We start from the raw sequence: 22166 nt of genomic DNA, 5'->3' as shown, positions 1-22166 counted from the left end.
TATGGCAACAGTATATGCCTGCATGGGGGATTGGGTTAAAGCCTAGTTAGACTTTAAATAAATAACTGTACATCACTTTCTAAAGCATCTTTTAAATATGCCGCAGCATCGATGATTTCGACCTCTGGCAGCAGTTCCTCGGGCTTAAAGCCCATGATCTCCACAGAAAGCTTGCAGGCATAGAATTTGATATTTTTTTTACGAGCCCCTTTTAGAAAATGAATCAGCTTCGGTGCGCCTTGTTCCTCCATCATTTCCTCCAGCATCATTCGTCCCAGCCCGCTAAAGTTCAGATGAGAGAGCGGCAGTTGCCCAGGGCCCTTCGGTGTAATAACATCCATCAGCTTCTCGTAGATACTCTTGTCCTCAAGGGTCATTTTCTCTGGATCACGCACCAAAAATAGACCCCAGAATGAAAAAAACATAGTAACCTCGACATCGATATCTCTTGCGGCATTCGCTAGGATCAGTCCAGCCATCGCTTTGTCGTATTCCCCACTGAACATTAGCAGATTGATTTTTTTGCTCACCCTGATAATCCTCCCGTTACTTTTATTAGAATGTCATTAGTATGGTTGTGATGGGGAGAACTATGCGAAGAAGCTTTCTGAAATTATAAAAAAAAGCCCCCTTTCGGGAGCTTGAGATTTACTAATGTACTTCAGGATCTTTAGATTCTGGGCCTGCATTTCGACTGATGTCGTAATAACGGGCGGACAGCCAAATAGCTCCGGTAAATAACACGATGAGTCCAAGGACGATAGAAAAGCGCCAATCGCCTGCTTTAAAATTCAACTGAAGCACCGTTAGTACTAGTGAAACTTGGGTCCAAACCAGTGTTCTTTTGCGAAAAGCCGCAATATCGCCAACCATCTTCGGGATATTCCGAATGATCAGGTAGGCAATAACTGCGAGAATAAGGGCGAAAATAGCAGTTACCGCTAATTCAGAAGAGGACAGGACATGCATAGTCTCAGCATCCTTTCGGCTTGCAAAAGTATTAGTTTAAGATCAGAACAATTTCTATTTTTTGAAGATGCCCAGAGGAGCTCCAATCGGCAAGAAGCTGCGGCCGAAATGAGCGTTTAGCACGGATGCTCCACATCCGTAAAGGGACACGATACCAATACCAAGCTCAGCACAAGCAGCTAGCTTATGGAAGAATTCTGGAGCGATCCCAAAGGAATCAAAGGTTAGTCCTATAAAGAGAAAATCTATCAATACAAAAATGATAAGCAGAACTCTATTTGCCTCAACGGCACCAATCGTCATAAAGAGTGTGAAGATCAAGTAACCCAGAAATACAAATCCGAGCTGCTTAGGATCTACAGCCTCAGCAAGCGTTGGACCAAATACGCCGAGCTTGATCAGCCAGCTGCTAGCCATGCCGAACCAAAAGAAAGCGTAGGCGCCAAAGGCGGTCATACCAAAGGTATTGTTGTGCTTAGCATCCTGAATGGCGGCGAATAGCTGCGCGAATGCTCCCAGGAAGATAGCCCAAGGAATAACGTAGCTAAGTCCTGTTGTAAATTCAAGCTTCTGTGAAGAAGCGACCAATGTGACAATAGCCAGTCCGAATAGCCCGATGGCGCTAGGGTCGGCAGTGACGATTTTGACAGATTGGGTGTTAGGGGATTGCGCTGACATGACAGTAAAAGCCTCCATTATTATATATAGTTTTACGCTCTTAAAAACAGCCCGTAAGGGACGCTGTTCATAGGCTTGCCTATCATATCATATCGGTATGTGCTTGCCTATAAAACAACACTCATTTTTTGTCGTAAAATAGGGGTCCTGCGTGAAATAAGGAATTGTTTACATTTTTATCTTCCATTATCAAGATACTTAACCAAACAAACGGAAGTATTATGTCAAGAATAGACATTATATGCAGTGATAATCTTCACAATCTATCGAAAATTGATGTATAATAGTCAGTGATAATTATTATCAAATCATATGAAAAAGGCGGTAAGCTTGAAGTGAACAAATGGACATTATTTACCAAGGCGACCCGGTTTTGGAGTTTTTCTGTTATGCTCATCCCGATTGTTTTGGGGACCGTTGGGGCATATGTATGGGAAGGGACATTCCATCCGGTTTTATTTATTCTTACCTTAATAGGGGCGATTTCGGCGCATTTGTTCTCCAATATGGTGAATGATCTGTGGGACTTCCGCAACGGAACCGATACAGAAGCAAAGAATTCCGCTGGTGAAATCAGCACAAACTCCGGGCTACTGACAGGTGGGATCCTCTCGGAGTCTTTTTATGCAAGGATGACCTGGAGTATGCTGGCGATTGCCCTTATCTGTGGTGGGATTCTTAGTATATATAGCGGTTGGAATATCCTCTGGTTTGTACTTGTTGGTGCTTTAATCGCTTATTTCTATGTGGCTCCGCCACTGCGTTATGGCTATCGCGGCAAAGGCTATAGTGAGATGGCCATTTTTATTGCTTTTGGGATTATGCCTGTATTAGGCTCCTATTTCGTACAAACCGGTCAGTTTAGCATGAAGCCTGTAATTCTCTCGCTGCCTGTCGGATTTTTAACTACATTATTGTTGTTTAATCACCATTTCCTACATTGGAAAGCGGATGAGCAGGCGGGTAAGCTTACGCTTGTTGTAGTATGGGGAGAACAAAAGGCACTTGTATTCTCACGTGTACTCCTTTTCACTGGCTACGCTTCGGTGATAGTCTGTGTGCTGTTGGGTGTACTTCCTGTTTACGCACTGCTGGCGCTGGTTACAGCTTTCTGGCCGCTGCGCATTTACAGTAGTCTTAAGCAACATAATGCTTCGCCAGCTTATATCCCGCTGATGGGTGCTTCACAAAAAGCCTCCGTACGCTGCGGAGTAGTAATGGCAATAACTTTATTAATTCAAGGCTTGATCTGATACTAATAGATGGACTACAGAAGGAGTGAGCTTTCATGGAAAAGAAGGACAAGGAATTGATAGCAGAAGAACAACAAGTCAAAGGCAATCGCATGGTTCTTGGGGATTTCCACTCCATTTTAGAAGAAGGAAAGGTCTGGAAGACGGGTGGATTTACACTGCCTGACGGATCATTTTGGGCCTACCGTGAGCCGGAGGCTGTAGTTATCGTTCGTAATGATACCTTGTATGTACGTGCGAAGTTATCTCGTGAGAACCATCAAGTGCAAATTCTGGACAATGCCAAGCACATGTATTATTCAGCTAAGCCAGTGGAGATTCCGGAAGCTGGAGAGATTAGCATTGAGCTGCAAATTCGTTGCCGTACACAAGGAACTGCACCTGGAGATCTGTATGATGGATATGTATCGCTGAACCTGCTGGATTTCACGACAGGCGCTGCGCTCGATTTCTTCGCGGGAAATGACAAATACGCTAGTGTATATGGTATTTTGCCATTCCCGGGTGTACAAGTGCCAGAAAGCACTGGAACGAAATATTTCTGTATCTTTAAAGAAGATACGGATTTCAAACCACGGGAATTCAATACGTACCGTATTACCTATCACCGTGGCAATGATGAGGCTGTATTCTATTTGAACGGCAAGGAAGTACGCCGCGAGAGAAATATACCGCTTAAATTCAATAACTTCACTGTAGCGCTCGGAATTATGACAGAGAAGGATCTGAGTCCTGAAGGCAGTGTGTCTGTACATGGACAAACAGTTATTGCGGAATGGTCGCCAGTGACGATCACAACAACTGAACAGTAATGCCTTGCAGGCTCATTTGACAGATAAGGGTGTATGGTGTGAATATTAAAAGCTTTCTAAGATTTGTGGAGCTGCCGACGAAGGTAGCCAGTATTATTCCGTTTCTAATGGGAACGTTGTATGCCCTGTACCGGTTTGAGGATTTTTACGTGCTGCGTTTTGGATTGATGTTCGTGTCTTTGCTTAGCTTCGATATGGCGACGACGGCGATTAACAACTATTACGATTTCAAAAAAGCCTCCAAAACCCACGGCTACGGCTACGAAACGCATAATGCGATTGTTCATTTTAAGCTAAAAGAGCGCACCGTCGTGGCGACGATTGTTATTTTGCTGGCGCTGGCAGCAGGGGGCGGGATTGCGCTTGTCACTCAGACGGGTTTGCTGGTCTTTTTGCTGGGTGGACTGTCGTTTTTGATCGGTATACTTTATTCGTTCGGGCCGATTCCCATCTCGCGGATGCCGTTAGGTGAGCTGTTCTCGGGTTTGTTTATGGGCTTTGTTATTATTTTTATCTCTGCCTATATCCATACGGATGAGCATGTGGTTTCACTGCTGCTTCAGAACGGCTGGGTCAGCTTGAATATCAACATCGTGGAAGTGCTGTACCTTTTCTGGTTTTCCGTGCCCGCTATTCTGGGGATCGCAGGGATTATGCTCGCTAATAATATTTGTGATATTGATGAGGATGTGGAGAATCGCAGGTACACGCTTCCGGTGTACATTGGCCGCCGCAATGCCCTTGTGCTTTTTAAATATCTCTACTATGTCTCTTACTTGGATCTTGTAGTGCTGCTGATCTTAGGAATTAACCCTATTCTGGTTTTGTTGATTCTACTTACGCTGATCCCGCTGCGCCGAAATATTGCCTTGTTCACAGAGAAACAGGAGAAGGCGAGTACCTTTATTCTTGCCGTCAAAAACTTCGTATTGATGAACCTTGCGCGTATAGTTGTGCTGGGTGCGGCTGTGCTGTTAAATGCACTAATATAAACATTCATATTTTATAAAAAAGCAGTGTCTATCGGGGTTGGAGCTCCTTTTGGCACTGTTTTTTTGCAATTTGCAGGCTTCTTTCTGTTAGAGAAACGTTTCATTCTATGATAAGGTGGCTTTAAGTATAGTAAGTAATCTATAAGGAAGAAGGTTAGCAACGATGGTGCAAAAACTTCGCTGGGGAATCATGGGCTGCGCGCAGATTGCGACAGGTTCAGTGATGCCGGCTATAATGGATTCGGAGACGGGAATGATTACAGCGGTAGCCAGTCGCGGTTTAGAAAAAAGCAGCGCTGTAGCCGCAGAGTTCGGAATAGATAAAGCTTACGGCAGCTATGAGGAATTACTGGCGGATAAGGATATTGATGCGGTGTATATTCCACTGCCAAATCACCTCCATCGGGAATGGGTAATCCGTGCGGCGGAAGCTGGAAAACATATCTTATGTGAGAAACCGATCGCGCTGAACAGTGAAGAAGCAGCTGAGATGGTAAAAGCTTGTAATGATGCTGGAGTTCATTTGGCAGAAGCTTATATGTATCGGCATCATCCTCGGATTGCGGAATTGCAGGAGATTATAGCTAGCGGTGAAATTGGCGAATTACGCTCCATCCGAGGCACTTTTACTTATAATGACGCTACAGACACCTCTAATATTCGTTTTAAATCCGCTTGGGGCGGCGGCTCGCTTTATGATATCGGCTGTTATCCGCTAAGTGCAGCACGACTGCTGTTCGGAGCTGAGCCGGAAGCCGTGACAGTGCAGGCAATGTTCTCTCCGGAGCATGACAATGTAGATATGATGGCTTCAGGGCTGGTAGAGTTTCCGAAGGGGCTAAGCCTGATTTTTGATTGCGGGATGTGGGCATATAACCGCCAGCTGTTAGAGATTCTGGGGACCGATGGGATGATTGAAGTGCCTATGCCTTTTAATGCTAGAGATGAGGATGCCGAATTTTTTGTGCATACGGGAGAAGGGGTAAGACGGGTTGATGCCACCGGGGCGAATCCCTATACACGGGAGGTGGATGATTTTGCCGCCGCAGTATTTACAGGGAAAAAATTATTTGCACCTGAGGATGCAGTGCTGGGCATGCAATTGATCGAGACTTGTCTAGCTTCTGCTAAAAAGCGGGAAAGAATTAGTATGCTATAAGAAGATGAATCCAATAGGAATCTGTGCAAAAAAAACCTCCGGGCGCTCTGCTTTACGCAGCTTCCGGAGGTTTTTACAGTTTCAGCTTTTAAACGGTGCTCAAGAGAATATCATCGTCATCATTGCTATTAAACGCTTCGCGGTCAAATTCACCTTCGGAATTAGCTACTAACAGAGCTGTTACAGCTGTTCCAGTTGCGTTTACTGCGGTACGGCCCATATCGATGAGCGCTTCAACACCTGCAACGATAGCGATTCCTTCAAGCGGAAGGCCGAGAGCAGTTAAGACTACCGTGGTCGATATTACGGCAGGTCCAGGTACGCCAGCTACACCAATGGAAGAAATAATACTTACTAATACCAGTGTAATATAGTCGGTCCAGTTCAGATCAATACCGAATACTTGGGCGGTAAATACAGCCACAATAGCTGGCCAAATCCCACCGCACGCATTAAAGTTCACAGATGCCCCTAACGGTGCGATAAAGCTCGCGATCCGCGGGGAGACATGAAGCCGCTTCGTAATCACTTCGAGATTGACCGGAAGGGTTGCGTAGCTGCTTCTGGTTGTGAAGGCAACGGTAATGGTTGGATACACTTTGCGGAAGAAACGAATTGGATTCACCTTCGCTACTAATAGAACCAATCCGCCAAAGATAAGTACAAAATGTATAATCATTGCTACGTACGAGGTTATAATTACACTGCCTAGCTCCTGCAATGTCTCCCAGCCATAACGTGCGGTGATTCCGGCAATCAGTGCGAATACGCCATAAGGCGTCAGGCGAATAATGAATTTCACAACCTGATGCAGTATCAGTGTCAGGGATTCAATAAGATCACGTACAGGCTTGACGGCTTCCGGTTTCTTGGAGCCAATCTTGATTATAGCCACTGCTAGGAAGATCGCGAAAATGAGTAGAGGCACAACCTTACCCGTAGCTGCTTCATTAACAGGGTTAGAGGGAACAAGATCGAGGATAACCTGGGAGAAGGTCGGGATTTCCCGGGCTGCAAAATCTGCGGGTACATCTTGTTGTATACCTTGGCCGGGATTGAACAGCAGTGCAACGGATAGGCCGATAATAGAAGCGATGCCAGTTGTTCCGAGGAACCAGGCGAAGGTTTTGATCCCGATTTTGCGTAGATACTCCAGATTGGTTAAGGAAGAAATACTGTTTAATACGAGTACGAATACTAAAGGAATGACGAGCATGCGGATCAAGCTGACATAAATGCTGCCGAATGTGCTAATAGCTTTGGTCTCTAAATCGAAGTACTGAAAGAATATACCGGCAATAAGTCCGATGCCAAGTCCGATGAGTACCCGGGTTCCAAATCCAATTCGTTTACGTGCCAGTAGAAACAAAATTGCAAACACAAATATGGAAGCAACAAATCCATACCAGTTCGTTTCGATGGCGGATAATAAGTTGTTATCTATGTTCACTATCAATACCCCCTTAAACCTAGTTTTTTAATGTGATTAATCCTATTGAGATCAATCTATATAGAATTTATAGTAAAGTCAATGTAATTATATGTTAAAAATAATTAATTCCGATAAAAACCATGTGAAAAATAAAAATTGATTGACAAGGCACTATGGCATGAATAATATGGAACTTAATCACAAGCCAATTGGAATCGACTGGACAGCCGGAGATTCAACGAAAGACGCGTAAATTGCGTCCCGTTGAGTCTCTTTTTTTTTACTTTAGAGAAGGGAGAGTTACGGATTTAAAGTACAAGAATGTAGTGAAGGGGTTTCTTATTTTATTTGAAAAGGATGGTACACATATGAAAAAGCTTTCGATCTCTTTGGTTGCCGCCGCTATCGTCTTCTCCGCATTGACGTATGCCGCGGTATCCGCTAACAAAAAAACAGCAGAGGCAGCACCCATTCAAGAGAGTAGTAATACAGCAGTAACCGCAGCAGCTTTACCAGTAGCTACTTCTGCAGCCGCAGTTGTTGTTCAGGCAGAAGCTACTGCAGCTCCTGTAACAGAAGCTGTCCAGCCGGAAGCTTCGGCTCCAGCAGCAGAGACAGTCACGGCAGAAGCTACTGCGGCTCCAGCCGCCGCTGTTGATTCTGCGGCGAAGGTTGTGGCTTCAGCAGCTCCAGAAGCGGGTGCAGCTCAGCCTAAAGCAGCTGCATCCCCTGCCGCGGACACCGCTAAGACGGCAACAGCTGCAACAACGGTATCTGCATCTGTTAAACCGCAAACCAGCGCGGCAACGCCTGTGCCAACTGCTGCGCCTACGACTGCTCCAAAAGCAAACGTAACCGCTAAAGCCGTTCAGCCAACCGCCGCTCCTGTTGTATCTGAACAGCCTAAGGAAACCGTGGCTCCCGTAGCAAAAGCAACGGAGACACCTTCCAAAAAAGCTATAACCTTCTCTACAACAGAGGTAGTTAAAGCGACCCCGGCTCCGGTAGTTGAGTCTTCTCAACCGAAAACATCGTCTTCTGCACCTGCATCCACGGTCAGTGCACCAGCAGCTGCTCCAGCGGAAACGGTTCAGGCACCCGCACCGGCACCAGCCGCTGAGGAAGAGGTTTGTCCTTGATGAGCAGCAGGCTCATTCAGGATTCCTTTCAGCCCATTCATCCCATAAACCTATTTAAGGCGAGGTGCACATAATGATACGACCATTAACCTTCAAAAAAATTGTAACGCTGCTGCTGGCAGCCTCCCTGCTAATCCTGCCTACTCAGGCAGGAAGAGCTTATGCTAATCCGGATACCGCAGAGGCGATAACCTCTTCCCGAGGCGGCGTTAACCAGTTTGACTATTTCAGTCATGTCTATGACCGTCTAAATGATGATAACCATGTATTTAAAACAGCGACGTATGAAGATATCGTTCATCTTTTTGAGAGTGAAGGCACATACGCTGTTCTGGTTGGCGGCGCTTGGAGCGAGAATACACAGGCCGATATCGGCTTTATCAACGAGGCAGCCAAGGAATACGGCATCTCTACGATTTATAACTTTGATACTAAGCTGGATGGGGACACCCTTCAGATTGCAGACAGCAATAATAAATTTGCTTATAAATATGTTGATCTGGTCAACAAGTATTTGAAGAATTTAAATCTGTCTTCCAAAGATGATCCAGAACACAATGTCAGCTATACCAATAAAAACGGGGAAGTTGTGACTGCTAACAAGCTTGAGTCTCCATTCTTATTGGTATACAACAAGGATCACAAGGATGCACAGGGAAATAGTGCTCCTGTCGTATCCTACCTGGATAAGAGCTATTCGTGGGATGAGTTCCTGACGAACGGAACACTTGATGCGGCGAAGGTTAATGCGTATAAAACATCAGTAAGTGAGGTGCTGGGTGCCGCTTCCCGATATGACACTATAGACGAGTCGGCTTATATCAAGGCAGCATTTAATAAGAACTATGAAGGGGAAAATGAGGGCAAACCTACGATCTTCAATGAAGCGGATGGCACGCTTGTTTATGAACATGTGACCTATCATCAGCTGAAGCAAATTTTAGCGAGTGAGGGAAACTATGCGATTTTGTTAGGCGGCTCGTGGTGCCCTAACACGCAAGCGGTGATTAAATATATCAACGAATATGCCAAAAAACATAATATCAATAAGATCTACTTCTTCGACACTAAGCTGGATGCTGGTGTGACCGTTGCTGAGCCTAATAACAACAGCGGCACTAAGGGCAGTGCGAATCCGCATAATAATAATGAGCTTCAGATTAGAACCACCAATCATCCGTATGCGCAGCTTTATGTTGATCTGGTTCGTACTTATCTGACCAATATCAAGACCGAAAACAATACAGCTGCTAAACCAACTGTAATTAGTTATGTAGATGGACTTGGAAACACCGTGAGCGGAGACAGACTTCAGGTTCCATATCTGTTCACTTATAACAAGGACAACAAGGATGCAGAAGGCAAAAATACACCGATTCTAGGGCATGTTGAACTTATGTACAGCTGGACGAATATCCAACCGGATTACGTGCAGGCTAATTACCCAATCGGAGCCAGATACAATAACACTACAACAGCGCTGGATAAAATATTCTCCAGACTCGAAGCTGTGCCGGCAGGACTTACGGGTGTAGCACCAACTGCGGCCGACAATAAGGATGGGCAAATTGTAGGAACCAGTACAGCATTGGAATTTAAGCTTGCTGGAGACGAGGCTTACACCCCAGTTTCAGGATCAGCCATCACAGGGCTTGCACCTGGTGTTTATAAGGTAAGATATGCCGCAACATCGGGCTATCAAGGGCCAACCTCCGCAGCTGGACCCACAATCATTCCTTATAATGCTGGCGAAGACGTAAGTGTGGAAGTTCCTGCTTACACCCATCAACAAGCAGCCCCGGCAGGACTGGTAGGCGTAGCACCTACTTCTGAAGCTAATGATGATGGGCAAATTACGGGTTCAGCGGAAGGACAGGAGTATAAAGGCGTTGGAGAAACTGATTATAAGCCTGTAACAGGTGCGGCTATCACTGGTCTTACTCCGGGCTTCTATAATGTGCGATACGCGGCAAAAGAGGGGTACAGCGTTGGTAAAGATGCTACAGTTGAAGTCCCGGCATATGGTGAGCAAGCGGCACCTACAGGATTAGTAGGTGTAGCACCAACCAGTGCAGCTAATGACGACGGTAAAATTATAGGAACTACGAAAGCGCTGGAATATAAGCTGTCTACCGTTACCGATTATGTCTACGCATCAGATGTAGAGATCGTTGGACTTGTGCCGGGTATCTATCAGGTAAGATACGCAGCTAAAGAGGGATTTAACGCGGGTAGAGCAGCAGATGTAATCGTTCCAGCATTCACTGCGGAACAAGCAGCTCCAACTGGGTTGCAGGGAGTTGCTCCTACCTCAGCAGCGAACAACGATGGAAGAATTACGGGAACCACGACAGCCTTAGAATATAAGCTATCGAGTGTAACTAATTATGTGTATGCACCAGATAAAGAAATCACAGGATTAATACCGGGCACGTATCAAGTGAGATACGCAGCCAAAGAAGGTTATAAGGCAAGTCCAGTGACTGACATTGTTGTTCCGGCCTATGTGCCTATTTCAGATCCTGGAACAGGTGGAACAGGTGGCAATTCTACACCGAGCACGACTACACCAACACCATCAGCAAGCCCGCAACTGGTTGCTACGGAAACAGCAGGGAATACCGTAAACCTGTCAGCAACAGCAGCAACTAAAACGGATAAAACCACAGGAGTTACTACTGGTACGATCACAAAAGAAACGGCTGCTGAATTTGTGAGTCTCGTTAAGAAGGCAGAAGTTGATGGGAAGAAGGCTGTTCTTGAAATTAAAGTTGCAGCTACTTCGGATACTCAAACAGCTGATCTTACTCTTCCAAGAAGCATAATTAATGAGTTAGCCGCCGGAACGAAGGCGGAGATTACCATTGATTATGAGAATGTGGGTACGATTACGTTTGATGTCAAATCATTGGCGAGCATTAGTGCAGCTTCAGATGCCGGAGACATCATTATTAGAATCGCGAAGGTGTCATTAACGGCAGAAGGCAAGGCTGTCCTCGGAGACAGACCGGTTTATGACTTGTCGGTTATAGCGGGTGAAAGTACGATTTCCACCTTCGGTGGGGGCAGTGTTCGTGTCAGCGTACCGTACGTGCTGCAAGCGGGAGAACGGTCAGATGCGGTTATTGTGTATCACATTAACAGCACTGGAAGTTTGGACAATGTACGTGGAAATTACAATTCCGCCAAGGGAACTGTAGATTTTGTAACCACACATTTCTCCCAATATATTATTGGATATAATCAGGTGAGCTTTGCAGATGTTCCAGAGGCATCATGGTATAGCCATGCAGTAGGTTTCTTAGCAGCACGCAGTATCACATCTGGTACGGATGCTGAACATTACAGTCCTAATGCTGCAATCACTAGAGGGCAGTTCATCGTCTTGTTGCTCAAGGCTTATGACATCACACCGGATGCCATTGCTGCTGATAATTTTGCAGATGCGGGCAATACGTATTATACGAATTATCTTGCTACAGCTAAGCGTCTTGGGGTAGCAACGGGTTCGGGAGATAATCAATTCCAGCCAGATATTCAGATCACTAGGCAGGAGCTATTTACACTCTTGTACCGCTCGCTTGTAGCGCTAGGTGAACTGCCATCTGAGAAGACAGCGGCCACGCTTGCCGGATTTAGTGATGCTGGACAGATCGCTGGTTATGCACAAGAAGCCCTTCAAGCGCTGGTAGAGAGAGGCGTAGTGACCGGAGCGAACAGTAAACTCAATCCGAAGGAAGTCACTACAAGAGCAGAAGCAGCACAGGTTATTTACAATTTGCTATCCAAATAATCAGCCACTAAGACATAGCGGACGTCACGTAAGTAGCGTTCAACTATGAATGCGGCGATTCGGTTTGGCTAAGACAGCAGAGCGCGATTCCTCTTTTATTGGAGTATCGCTGCTCTGTTTTTTTGTTTGTTAGCTGGCTGGTTGCCCTTGCCCTGTCCGCTTGCACGCTTGCCCTCTTACCCGCTTGTTTCAGCAGCTCATTCATTATCGGCGCGGCTTTCGGACCCAGATGACGTTATTTTCCACTTTCCAGCCTTTGGGGCATAGTTTCGGACTCCAGCGACGCTATCGCTTAGAAAAAGGTGCATTTATGGTGTTTTTCATGCTGATAGCGACTATGGGGTCCTTTAGCACTCCAAATGTGGTAAAAAGCCGCGTATAAGGTCAGTTGTGTCCGATAGCGTGCTCGCTCTCTTACGCAAAAATGCTACCCGACCAAACGTATGCTGATCTTAGTCCGGTTTGCTCAAATAAAGGGGGCGCCAACAGCCATTTCGTGGCATCGGTGGCGCTGCCTTTCGCTATAAAGCTCTAGTGGGTGGCCTAATGGCCACTCTTTTTTTAACTAGACATAAGATTAGCAGACTAAATCATGGAAGAGGATTCTACTAAATGATACAATTATTGTAATTACATAAAGTAGTAATATTTCACATTATTGATTAGTTACTAGAAAGGGGACTGAGATATGGGTTTAGCTGACGATCCGGTCATAGCGATTTCAGGTTTATGGATGAACTATACAGACCGAATGGTGCTAAAGGGAATTGATCTTAAGGTATATAGAGGACAAATTATTGGTTATATCGGCCCTAACGGGGCAGGCAAGAGTACAACGGTGAAGATTATGCTCGGTCTGGTAGAAGGATATAACGGTAAAGTGGAGATTTTCGGTAAGGATATTGCCGATGGGGATGTTTCTTACAAGAAACGTATAGGTTATGTGCCGGAGGTAGCCGAATTATATGATAGTCTCACTGCAAGAGAGTATCTAACCTTTGTTGGCGAGCTGTATGGGCTAGGTCGTGCGGAGGCAGACTACAAGGCCAAAAAATTAACTACACTGCTAGGTTTGGAGAAGTCATATGATATGCGGATTTCTTCGTTCTCAAAAGGGATGAAGCAAAAGGTGCTGCTTATCTCCAGCATGCTGCATGACCCTGATATTTTATTCCTGGATGAACCGCTGAGTGGTTTGGATGCTAATAGCGTGATGATAGTGAAGGAGATTTTTGCATCGCTGGCGGCACGGGGGAAGACCATTTTTTACTCCTCACATATCATGGATGTGGTTGAGAAAATCAGCAGCCGGATCATTTTAATAGATGGCGGAGATATTGTGGCGGACGGAAGTTTTGCGGAGCTGAAGGAGAAAGGCCGCGAAGGGACGCTTGAAGATATTTTCAATCAATTAACCGGATTTGATAAATACCGTGATATCGCTGGTGAATTTGTTGCGGTCATGCAGGAGCAAGAGGTATCCTCTTATGACTGATTTCTTCGTGCTGAGGCTGTTGGATAAGCTGCGGGGTGCATTTATAAGATTTGGAGTCGATTATGACACCATGCGGAGTATTCTGCAGATCAAACTGACCATGGACGGAAGAAGAACGCCTACAGCGCTTGCAGGCATGCAGAAAAAGGAGAACGTTAAAGAAGGTTCACCTTTGCGATTACAGTGGATTTATTTACTGTTTGGTTTAATATTAATTCCGCTAACGCTATCCAACGATCACTATATGCTGCAAATGAGCTTAACCTTTGGGATCATTATGTTTTTTGTCTCCACAACCCTGATCTCTGACTTTTCTTCAGTAATGCTTGATTTACGTGATAAAAATATTCTTTTTTCCAAACCCGTCAACCGTACCACCTTAAATATGGCCAAAACCATCCACGTTCTCCTCTACTTAGGGACAGTTACATTGTCGATCACTGGTCCATCTTTGGTATTTAGCCTATTTAAGCAGGGGATCGCTTTTTTTCTGATGTATGCGGTGACAATTGTCTTGTTAGACTGTTTTATCCTCGTAATAACTGCACTGCTCTACCTGATGATCATGCGGTTTTTTGATGGGGAGAAGCTCAAGGATATTATAAATTATACGCAAATCCTTCTGACGATCGGAATAATGGTGGGCTATCAATTCATCTCCCGGTTGTTCAACCTCACTGAGCTTGGCGCTGCTTATCATCCTGCTTGGTGGCAGTACTTTATTTTTCCGGTTTGGTTCGCGGCTCCGTTTGAACTGTTGCTTGGTGGAGCGAGAGAACCCTATTACTTCATTCTTTCAATGCTGGCTTTGATAACCCCACTTTTACTGATGGCAGCCTATATTAAGCTGATGCCACAGTTTGAGCGGAATTTGCAAAAGCTGGCGGAGCAAGGCTCCGGTGGAAAAGACAAGGGCCAGATCGCAGAGTGGCTCTCGCGCAGAGTATGCAAGGAACCGGCAGAGGAGATCTTCTTTCGGTTTACTTGGTCCATGATGAAGAATGAGCGCGATTTTAAGCTGAAGGTCTATCCTGCACTTGGCTTTTCTATCGCATTCCCGTTTATTTTTATATTTGGTATATTGCAGAATAGTTATGATGGTTCCCTTAAAGATTCAAAAGTGTACTTGTTAATCTATTTCTGCACGATGTTAATGCAGACTGTAATACAGATGCTACGCTACTCTACAAGTTATAAAGGAGCTTGGATTTATAGGCTGATTCCTTTACCCGATAGCACACCTATTTACCGTGGGATGCTTAAGGCGGCGCTGCTGCGGCTAGTCTTGCCTTTATTTGCTGTAGATGCGGTATTGTTCATTCTGTTGTTCGGTGTGCACATTGTACCTGATTTAGTAGTGGTATTATTCGCCATGCTGATTTTCTCAGTCATCTGCTTTCGTGTTTATCCGCGGAGCTTACCTTTTTCAGAGCGTTATGAGGCAGCCAAACAAAAGGATTACACTGGAGTCGCCTTCATGCTTATGTTTTTGCTGATGGGGATGGCGGGTATTCATTATGTCTTCACTTTATTTACCGGAGGAATTTACATCTATCTGTTAGTTCTGGTAGTTTTGAATCAATGGTTATGGCGAAAGACCTTCCCCAAAACCCCATCAACCACAGGTCACATATCCAACTTTCCGGGGTGAGTGAATGCGTCAAATATGGACATTTTTTGCCGACATAAAAAAAGGGTATAAATTCCAGTATTTTCTTAGACAATCGGCTGAATACAAGGTAGAATACATCTAAAGTTGCTTTTCAGGGATAACCTATAATCTTTACGCACTCTTCCATTTATCTGATATTCGTGTACTGATTTTTTACTTGAGAAATACGCTGCAGCGATTACGGTATTCAAAACCGGTGAAGAGGTTAACTAATGGATAAAATGGGAATCCACTATAACGTTTGGATTGTTTTACTATCATTTGCGCTAGCGGCGACTGCAGCTTATTCCGCGCTGAATCTGATCTCGCAAGTCCCTCGCTCGTTTGGGAAAGTTCGTCGCTTATGGTTAATATCGGGGGCATGTGTACTCGGCAGTGGCATATGGTCGATACATTATGTAGGGATTATGGCGAGCCGTTTTCCTTTTAGCGTGAATTATTATCCAGGCAGGGCTGTATTATCGTTATTGGTTGGTGTATTGTGCTGCTATTCGGCATTCCGGATTACGTTTGTGCCACGTTTAAGAAAAAGTTGTTTAATAGTTAGTGGTGTTCTTCTGGGCAGCGGGATCTCTGCTATGCATTATATCGGGATGTCCTCCATGAAGATCGCAGCGGAGATTCATTATGAGATATGGACTCAGACATGTGCTGTAATCCTCGTTATGCTCTCGTCTTTTATCGGATTATTTCTATTTCACAAGTTTAAAGACTATGTGGGTTTTAACCGCTGGAAGTTATACTCTGCTCTCTTTATCGGATTTTCGGTAACTGGATTGCATTATACGAGTGTAAGGGCGACTCATTTTGAATATAACGGTCTGCTAGGCAATACAACTTTTTTTATGGAGACTGATGTTATTCTTTTAATGGGAGTATCCTTGGTAACGCTATTTATGCTTGCGATTTCTGGTGGTGCTGTATTTCTGGACCGGCATGTGCTGGAACGGATGGCTTATTATGATCCACTAACTGATCTTCCGAACAGGCATGGTCTGGTGCGTTATTTTAAAGATGAATTTTTCGGGAGTAGATCTGGCGCCGTATTTTTTGTGGATCTGGATCGGTTTAAGTCGATTAATGATACGCTTGGACATGATATAGGGGACTTGTTACTGCGAGAGGTCGCTATAAGATTAAGACGCTCTGTAGGAAGTAAAGGCAAGGTCTTTCGTTTGGGCGGAGATGAATTCCTGATCGCTCTTCCAGATTGTACTGTGGAGGATGCGCAAGAGGAAGCAGAGCACATTTTATATGAGCTTAAGAAATACTACAGCATTCAAGGTAATGAGCTATATGTTACTGCAAGTGTGGGGATCAGTATGACCCCTATGCATGGAACTGACCGCTCAGCCTTAATGAAGGCAGCCGATACAGCTCTTTATACCTCTAAGGATTCGGGTAAGAATAAATTCAGTGTGTTTGATCAGGAGATGAACCGCCATCAGCTGCGACGGATGTCGCTGGAGAAGGATCTTCGTAAAGCGCTGGCACGCTCCGAGTTTATGGTTGTGTACCAGCCGAAGTGGGATTCGTATATGAACGTTACCGTGGGTCTTGAAGCACTGCTGCGTTGGCGGCACCCTGAACATGGGATAATTTCCCCCGCGGAATTCATTCCCATTGCAGAGGAAACGGGACTGATTGTCCCGATTACCTATTGGATGCTGCATGATGTATGCAGCCAGAACATGCTTTGGCATAAGGAAGAGATAGCAAATGTCGCAGTCTCTATTAATATGTCAGCACGGATGTTTGAGGGCGGGGGCTTATACGATGTTGTAGAAGAAGCACTCACACGTTCAGGTCTAGAGCCGCATTTCCTTGAACTGGAGATTACAGAGTCCATTGCGATGAATAACATGGAAGAGACGGTTGCGCAGCTCTCCAGACTTCGGGCGCTTGGGGTAAGGGTATCACTGGATGACTTTGGGACAGGCTTTTCATCCCTTGGTAATTTAGATGAGATTCCAGTGAACACACTCAAGATTGATCAAGTGTTTATTCGTAAGAGCAAGATGCATTCCAAGAAAGCCATTATCAGTAATATCATTGCGATTGCCACCAATCTTAATATGGAGGTCGTGGCGGAAGGTGTGGAGACACCAGAGCAGATTGAGCTGCTGCAATCCTTAGGCTGCAGAGTGATGCAGGGTTATTATTATGGTCGGCCAATGCCGGTGCATGAGCTGGGCCAGTGGTTTATAGCGAATACAGCAGTATCGTAGCAGATGATCTCAATACATAGAATAAGGGGCTGGCGTCTAAGCAGAATCTCTCTGCTTGGATGCTAGCCCCTTTGCTATTAAGAAACCTTAAAGCGTTCAATCAGAATTTGCAGCTTCTCAGCTAGTGAGGACAGGAAAGCTGCTGCAGACTCAACTTCCTCCATTGCGGCAAGCTGTTCTTCTGAGGAAGCGGATAATGTCTCTGCACTGCTGGCCGTCTGATTAGCGACATTTACGATATTCTGAAGGGTTGTAACGAGACGGTCGGAGATCAGCGAAAGCTGTCGAACCGTTCCTGAGATCTGCTGGCTTTGTGAGGCCATTCCCGAGACAGACATTTCAATCTCCGAGAAGGACTGGCCTGCCGTGGCAATCATTTCTCTGCCGTGCTCCATCTCTTCTGTAGAGCGTTTCATAGTTTCTCCTGCCTGATCCATCTGGTTCACGATGATGTTGACCAGTTGGCCAATTTGCGCAGCGGAATGGGCTGAGCGCTCAGCAAGCTTACGTACGGAATGGGCAACGACCGCAAACCCTCTTCCCTCTTCTCCAGCTCTTGCGGCTTCAATCGCTGCATTCAGGGACAGGAGATTGGTTTCTTCTGCGATGCTGGCAATAGTACCCACGATATTTTCAATTTCTTTGGAATAACCACCCAAGGTTTCAATAATGAGTGCTAGGTCGGTAATACTGTCACTTACGACTCTCATCTGCTGTGTGGTGGAATCCATTGCCTCACGGCCTGTACGTGCTTTATTAGCGTTGCTGACCGCATTATTCATCGCGTTATCTGCATTGCCTGCAATCTCTGTGATGAAACGAGATAGGTCTTGTACAGACTTATATTCACCCTCCATATTCTGCAGCTGCGAATTCGCGCTATCGGCAAGCTCAATCGTAACATTGACGCTATATTCACCTGCCCGGTTGGTTTCCTGCGCACTGGCGGAGAGCTCTTCGGAAGAGGAGGCTACCTGCATGGAGGTCTCATTGACCTCGGTAATAAGTAAGCGCAGGCTTTGGGTCATGTCATTGAAATTACGGGCTAATGTACCAATCTCATCCTTGCTGTTGAATAAAATAGGATTATGAGTAAGGTCGCCCTGTGCAACAAGATTGACCCCTTTGGACAGCTTGGTTAACGGACTAATCATTCGGCGGATTAACAGATAAGCTGCCACAATAGCTATAACCAGAATGGAAGTTCCGATAATAAAAGGCTGAACAATGATATCTTGAGTTCGTTCTTGAATTATGGAGCCATCGAAATTAATAGCCATCAGCGCAACTATAGGTTTAGACGGATCATGATCCTGATAGATGGGGCCGTACCCTGTCTTAAGTGAGGTGCCTTCGTATGTATAAACCTTGGAGTAGGAGGAATGCTTATGCTCAGTAATCATTTGCTTATCTTCATCTGAAAAATAAAAAGTATCGCCTGCTTTATAACCTCTAGCTTGGAAGCTTGAATCTGCGGCAAGTACTTTTCCGTCTAAGGATAAGATGAATGCCTCTTTAAAAATAGCCTTATGTGCTACAATCCAACCGATTCGATCCTCTACAGCCTCCAGTTTACTTTGATCGCCTGCCAACAATGCGGAAATGTCTGCGGGGTCAATCAGGCCGGTTGTAATATTAGCGCATCCTACCAATTCGATACCTGCAGCTTCGTCTACTTGCTTATAAGCTGTACGGTATCCGAAAAACCCGATGGATGATCCTACAAGAAGTAAGACGACGAACATCATCCAAGTTAATTTAGTTGCTAATTTCATTCTTCGCACCAACCTTGACAAATTATGTTCTCAGTGATAATAGCTCTCACCTCTACGATTATATCGTATTGATATGCTTATAACCTTACATGGAATATAGTATTTCTGTGTCGGAAATTGGAGAATCATGGGAGTTTGCGCTTTCCCTCATGCTTTCAATGGTTTAGTAGACAAAACCATTGAATCATAACCAGTTCTAATGGTACGCTTGAGTTATTAAAAACGGATTGGGGTTGAACAAATATGCCACATCAAATAGATCCGTTAATAGATCGTCTTGGACTATCCATGTGGAGAGTACAGCGTAAGATTATGTCTCAAATGTCTTTGCACAAAGAACTCGGACTTACGGTGCCACAGATGGGTCTGTTAAATATGATAGCGAAAGAAAAGAAGTCGCGGGTGGTACAGCTGGCAGAATGTATGGAGGTCAAATCCAGTGCGGTGACGGTGATGCTGGACCGTTTGGAGGTGCTGGGTTATATCAAACGTGAGCCGGATGGGAAGGATCGGAGAGCGGTTGTAGTGACGATCACCGAAAAAGGTCAACAGGTGCTCGAAGAAGGACATTTCCGGTCCAAAGAACTGCTGGCGGAGCATTTATCCATACTGAAGCCCGAAGAACTACGCAACTTTGCAGAGTATTACCGTATGATCGAGGACCAGGAGCGTTAGTCAGCTAAGCTTCGGAATGGATATCTTTATAAAAACAGCAGAGCAGCGGTTCTCCATTATTGGAGAATCGCTGCTCTGCTGTTTTTGTTCGTTGGCTGCCTACGCCCTGTAATTTATTGTTTAGGTTGTTTGTCAGGCAACTGAGTGATATAGCTGTGGGAAAGCTGTAAAAGCCTCAAGGCACGGTTATATTCGTCTTCAGTGGCACTCGGCGTTGTTCCATTGTTATAAATAGAGTACTGAGTGTTGTCTTCAAAGCTGTTACCAGGAATAAGCAATCCTGAGCTGGCAATGAATGAACCAGAAGGTAAATAATATCGTTCTGGCAGCAAATTATAAGTCTGACTGAGTAGATCTTGACCAAAATATACGTTATTCTCTAATGAAATCCCAAGCAGACTGGCTGCGGTGGGCATGATATCCACTTCCCCGCCTACTTCGTCAATGGTCTGCGAGGCTACGCCAGCACCTGCATGAATAAGCAGAGGGATGTTCATCATATCCGCATAACTGTATTCATGACCATAGATTTCAGTCATCAATTCTTTATCATCATGATCGAGGGAATAAATCGGCAATCCCATATGATCCCCATAAATCATGATTACACTATTGTCCCAGACACCATTTGCTTTAAGCTCTTCTACAAAATGTCCAAAAGCATCATCCGCATAGTTCTGGGAACGGATATAGTCACCAACAAAAGTACCTTCATAACGCTCCGGCAGCTTCATGCGGTATTTTTCTTCTGGAATAGTAAAAGGGTGATGCGCTGACATTGAAATGACTTGAGCGTAAAAAGGCTGCTCCTGTTGGTCCATTTCTTTTAGTTTGTCGGCTGTCTTACTGTAGAGCGTATCATCAGAAGCTCCAAAGAAGAAGACATCATCTTCACCAAAAAATTTGCGGTCATAATAATGATCGAAGCCGAGGGAGTCATACAGTTCGCCGCGGTTCCAGAATTCTACGACATTGGTGTGGAAGGTTGCAGTCTGATATCCATTTTCTTTAAGCACGCGTGGCAGACTCGGAAGTACTTTATCCACATAAGACATCGTTGCCGCTCCACGTGGAGGGATGTAGAAGGAAGTGTTAACTACGAACTCTGCATCCGAAGTATTCCCTTGGCCAACCATTTGATAGAAATTAGGGAAGTAAAGACTGTCCTTCATCACCTTGTTCAGGTTCGGTGTAATTTCTTGACCGTCTAATTTAAGGCCCAGCAAGAAATTCTGGAAAGATTCCATTTGAAGAATAATAAGGTTCTTGCCTTTAGCGATGCCTTGAAGTGGAGAACTAGCCGCAGTATTAATCCCCTTCAATTTGTTGATGGCATCTTGTGTAATGTCACTTGAATCGACCAGCTCAGGCTCTTCTTTAGCGAAGATCGTATAAGCTTCATAATTAAGAATTCCCATTTCTTGAGCTTTCTTAATTTCGTTCATACTAGCTTTATTAGGCAAGATGTTGAACAGGCATAAAGCAAGTGAAACTGCAAACAGAACACTATACTTAAGTTTTCCGCCACGGCGGTGGTTGATATTCTCTTTCTTATAGACCCGGCCTTTTTTATTAAAGAAGAAATAGACGCCAAGAATAATGATGTCTGTAAAAATCAGCAGGTAGTATGGATCCATTAGTGAGAATACGCTGTTGCTGACGGCGGTGACTTGATTCACTTGCTCCGCTGCATGGTAAGTCACAATAACACCGTAATATTTAAAATACATAATGGCTGCGAAGAAAATGGCTGTCACTAGTAAATTTACGGTCATGTAATATCCGAGCTTGCGCTTGGAACCAAAACGTTCAATGATACAGAAGAGCGCCCAAGCAAAGGGGATTTCAGTTAATAATGATTTCCAGGGCAATATATCGTCAAAGATTACGCCCCATGCCAAGAAAGCTTTTAGAATAAAAATTATTGTGAAAAACACAAAAGGTTTAACGATCCACTGTTTAAAGTTAAAGGATGACACAGCTTCGCCTTCTTTCTACATGATAAAACGCCATTTCCCGGCTAGGAAGAAACAGCGCCCAGACAAAATAATTCCATAGTAATAAAATTTATTATGCAGGGCTGGCTATAGAATG

The 22166-nt window shown here is 44.8% G+C and carries 16 protein-coding genes; 10 read left to right on the top strand and 6 right to left on the bottom strand.

The features are described from left to right. Window positions 1–53: 53 nt before the first annotated feature. The 3 genes from MKZ09_RS32520 to MKZ09_RS32510 all read right to left on the bottom strand — a co-directional run bounded on the left by MKZ09_RS32520 (window position 54) and on the right by MKZ09_RS32510 (window position 1647). On the bottom strand, window positions 54–530 hold the full coding sequence (locus MKZ09_RS32520; RefSeq protein WP_036682046.1) for a DsrE/DsrF/DrsH-like family protein: 477 nt from the start codon (window positions 528–530) through the stop codon (window positions 54–56). Window positions 531–651: 121 nt separating this feature from the next. Next, window positions 652–969 carry a hypothetical protein gene (locus MKZ09_RS32515; RefSeq protein ID WP_076124017.1) on the bottom strand — a complete coding sequence of 106 codons (318 nt, stop codon included), beginning with the start codon at window positions 967–969 and terminating at the stop codon, window positions 652–654. A gap of 54 nt (window positions 970–1023) precedes the next feature. Beyond that, on the bottom strand, window positions 1024–1647 hold the full coding sequence (locus MKZ09_RS32510; protein WP_036682044.1) for an acetate uptake transporter: 624 nt from the start codon (window positions 1645–1647) through the stop codon (window positions 1024–1026). Window positions 1648–1982: 335 nt separating this feature from the next. Here MKZ09_RS32510 and MKZ09_RS32505 point away from each other — a divergent pair, with 335 nt between their 5' ends. The 4 genes from MKZ09_RS32505 (at window position 1983) to MKZ09_RS32490 (ending at window position 5863) form a co-directional block, all read left to right on the top strand. After that, complete coding sequence (locus tag MKZ09_RS32505) at window positions 1983–2900, top strand: prenyltransferase (protein ID WP_036682043.1); 918 nt, start codon at window positions 1983–1985, stop codon at window positions 2898–2900. 35 nt (window positions 2901–2935) lie between these two features. Next, window positions 2936–3712, top strand: a complete 777-nt coding sequence (locus MKZ09_RS32500) for a DUF6081 family protein (protein WP_076201997.1) — start codon at window positions 2936–2938, stop codon at window positions 3710–3712. Between the two features lie 38 nt (window positions 3713–3750). Beyond that, a complete protein-coding gene (gene menA, locus MKZ09_RS32495) occupies window positions 3751–4704 on the top strand; it encodes a 1,4-dihydroxy-2-naphthoate polyprenyltransferase (protein ID WP_036682041.1) in 954 nt (317 codons plus the stop codon). Between the two features lie 163 nt (window positions 4705–4867). Next, complete coding sequence (locus MKZ09_RS32490; RefSeq protein ID WP_076201995.1) at window positions 4868–5863, top strand: Gfo/Idh/MocA family protein; 996 nt, start codon at window positions 4868–4870, stop codon at window positions 5861–5863. A gap of 88 nt (window positions 5864–5951) precedes the next feature. Here MKZ09_RS32490 and MKZ09_RS32485 read toward each other — a convergent pair whose 3' ends face one another. Next, window positions 5952–7307: a dicarboxylate/amino acid:cation symporter gene (locus tag MKZ09_RS32485; RefSeq protein WP_036682429.1), complete on the bottom strand. Its 1356-nt coding sequence runs from the start codon at window positions 7305–7307 to the stop codon at window positions 5952–5954. Between the two features lie 356 nt (window positions 7308–7663). Here MKZ09_RS32485 and MKZ09_RS32480 point away from each other — a divergent pair, with 356 nt between their 5' ends. The 5 genes from MKZ09_RS32480 (at window position 7664) to MKZ09_RS32460 (ending at window position 17622) form a co-directional block, all read left to right on the top strand. Continuing rightward, a complete protein-coding gene (locus MKZ09_RS32480; RefSeq protein ID WP_076201992.1) occupies window positions 7664–8434 on the top strand; it encodes a hypothetical protein in 771 nt (256 codons plus the stop codon). A gap of 73 nt (window positions 8435–8507) precedes the next feature. Further along, window positions 8508–12227 carry an S-layer homology domain-containing protein gene (locus tag MKZ09_RS32475; protein ID WP_076201990.1) on the top strand — a complete coding sequence of 1240 codons (3720 nt, stop codon included), beginning with the start codon at window positions 8508–8510 and terminating at the stop codon, window positions 12225–12227. Between the two features lie 688 nt (window positions 12228–12915). Then, window positions 12916–13722: an ABC transporter ATP-binding protein gene (locus MKZ09_RS32470; RefSeq protein ID WP_036682032.1), complete on the top strand. Its 807-nt coding sequence runs from the start codon at window positions 12916–12918 to the stop codon at window positions 13720–13722. Next, window positions 13715–15373: a hypothetical protein gene (locus MKZ09_RS32465; RefSeq protein ID WP_076201987.1), complete on the top strand. Its 1659-nt coding sequence runs from the start codon at window positions 13715–13717 to the stop codon at window positions 15371–15373. Before MKZ09_RS32470 ends, MKZ09_RS32465 begins: the two co-directional genes overlap by 8 nt. A 233-nt stretch (window positions 15374–15606) precedes the next feature. Next, on the top strand, window positions 15607–17622 hold the full coding sequence (locus MKZ09_RS32460; protein ID WP_038573706.1) for a bifunctional diguanylate cyclase/phosphodiesterase: 2016 nt from the start codon (window positions 15607–15609) through the stop codon (window positions 17620–17622). 77 nt (window positions 17623–17699) lie between these two features. On the opposite strand, the gene MKZ09_RS32455 is transcribed toward MKZ09_RS32460, so the two are convergent. Next, window positions 17700–19397 carry a methyl-accepting chemotaxis protein gene (locus tag MKZ09_RS32455; RefSeq protein WP_076201984.1) on the bottom strand — a complete coding sequence of 566 codons (1698 nt, stop codon included), beginning with the start codon at window positions 19395–19397 and terminating at the stop codon, window positions 17700–17702. Window positions 19398–19640: 243 nt separating this feature from the next. On the opposite strand from MKZ09_RS32455, the gene MKZ09_RS32450 reads away from it, so the two are divergent. Beyond that, window positions 19641–20072: a MarR family winged helix-turn-helix transcriptional regulator gene (locus MKZ09_RS32450; protein ID WP_081383619.1), complete on the top strand. Its 432-nt coding sequence runs from the start codon at window positions 19641–19643 to the stop codon at window positions 20070–20072. Between the two features lie 113 nt (window positions 20073–20185). On the opposite strand, the gene MKZ09_RS32445 is transcribed toward MKZ09_RS32450, so the two are convergent. Next, the gene (locus MKZ09_RS32445) at window positions 20186–22051 is read right to left on the bottom strand and encodes an LTA synthase family protein (protein WP_076124004.1); all 1866 of its coding nucleotides are present in this window, start codon (window positions 22049–22051) and stop codon (window positions 20186–20188) included. Window positions 22052–22166 lie beyond the last annotated feature (115 nt).

Origin of the sequence: Paenibacillus sp. FSL R5-0908 (assembly GCF_038006245.1) — a bacterium.
Taxonomy (GTDB): Bacteria; Bacillota; Bacilli; order Paenibacillales; family Paenibacillaceae; genus Paenibacillus_AQ; species Paenibacillus_AQ odorifer.
This window is presented reverse-complemented; position numbering and strand designations above follow the sequence as displayed.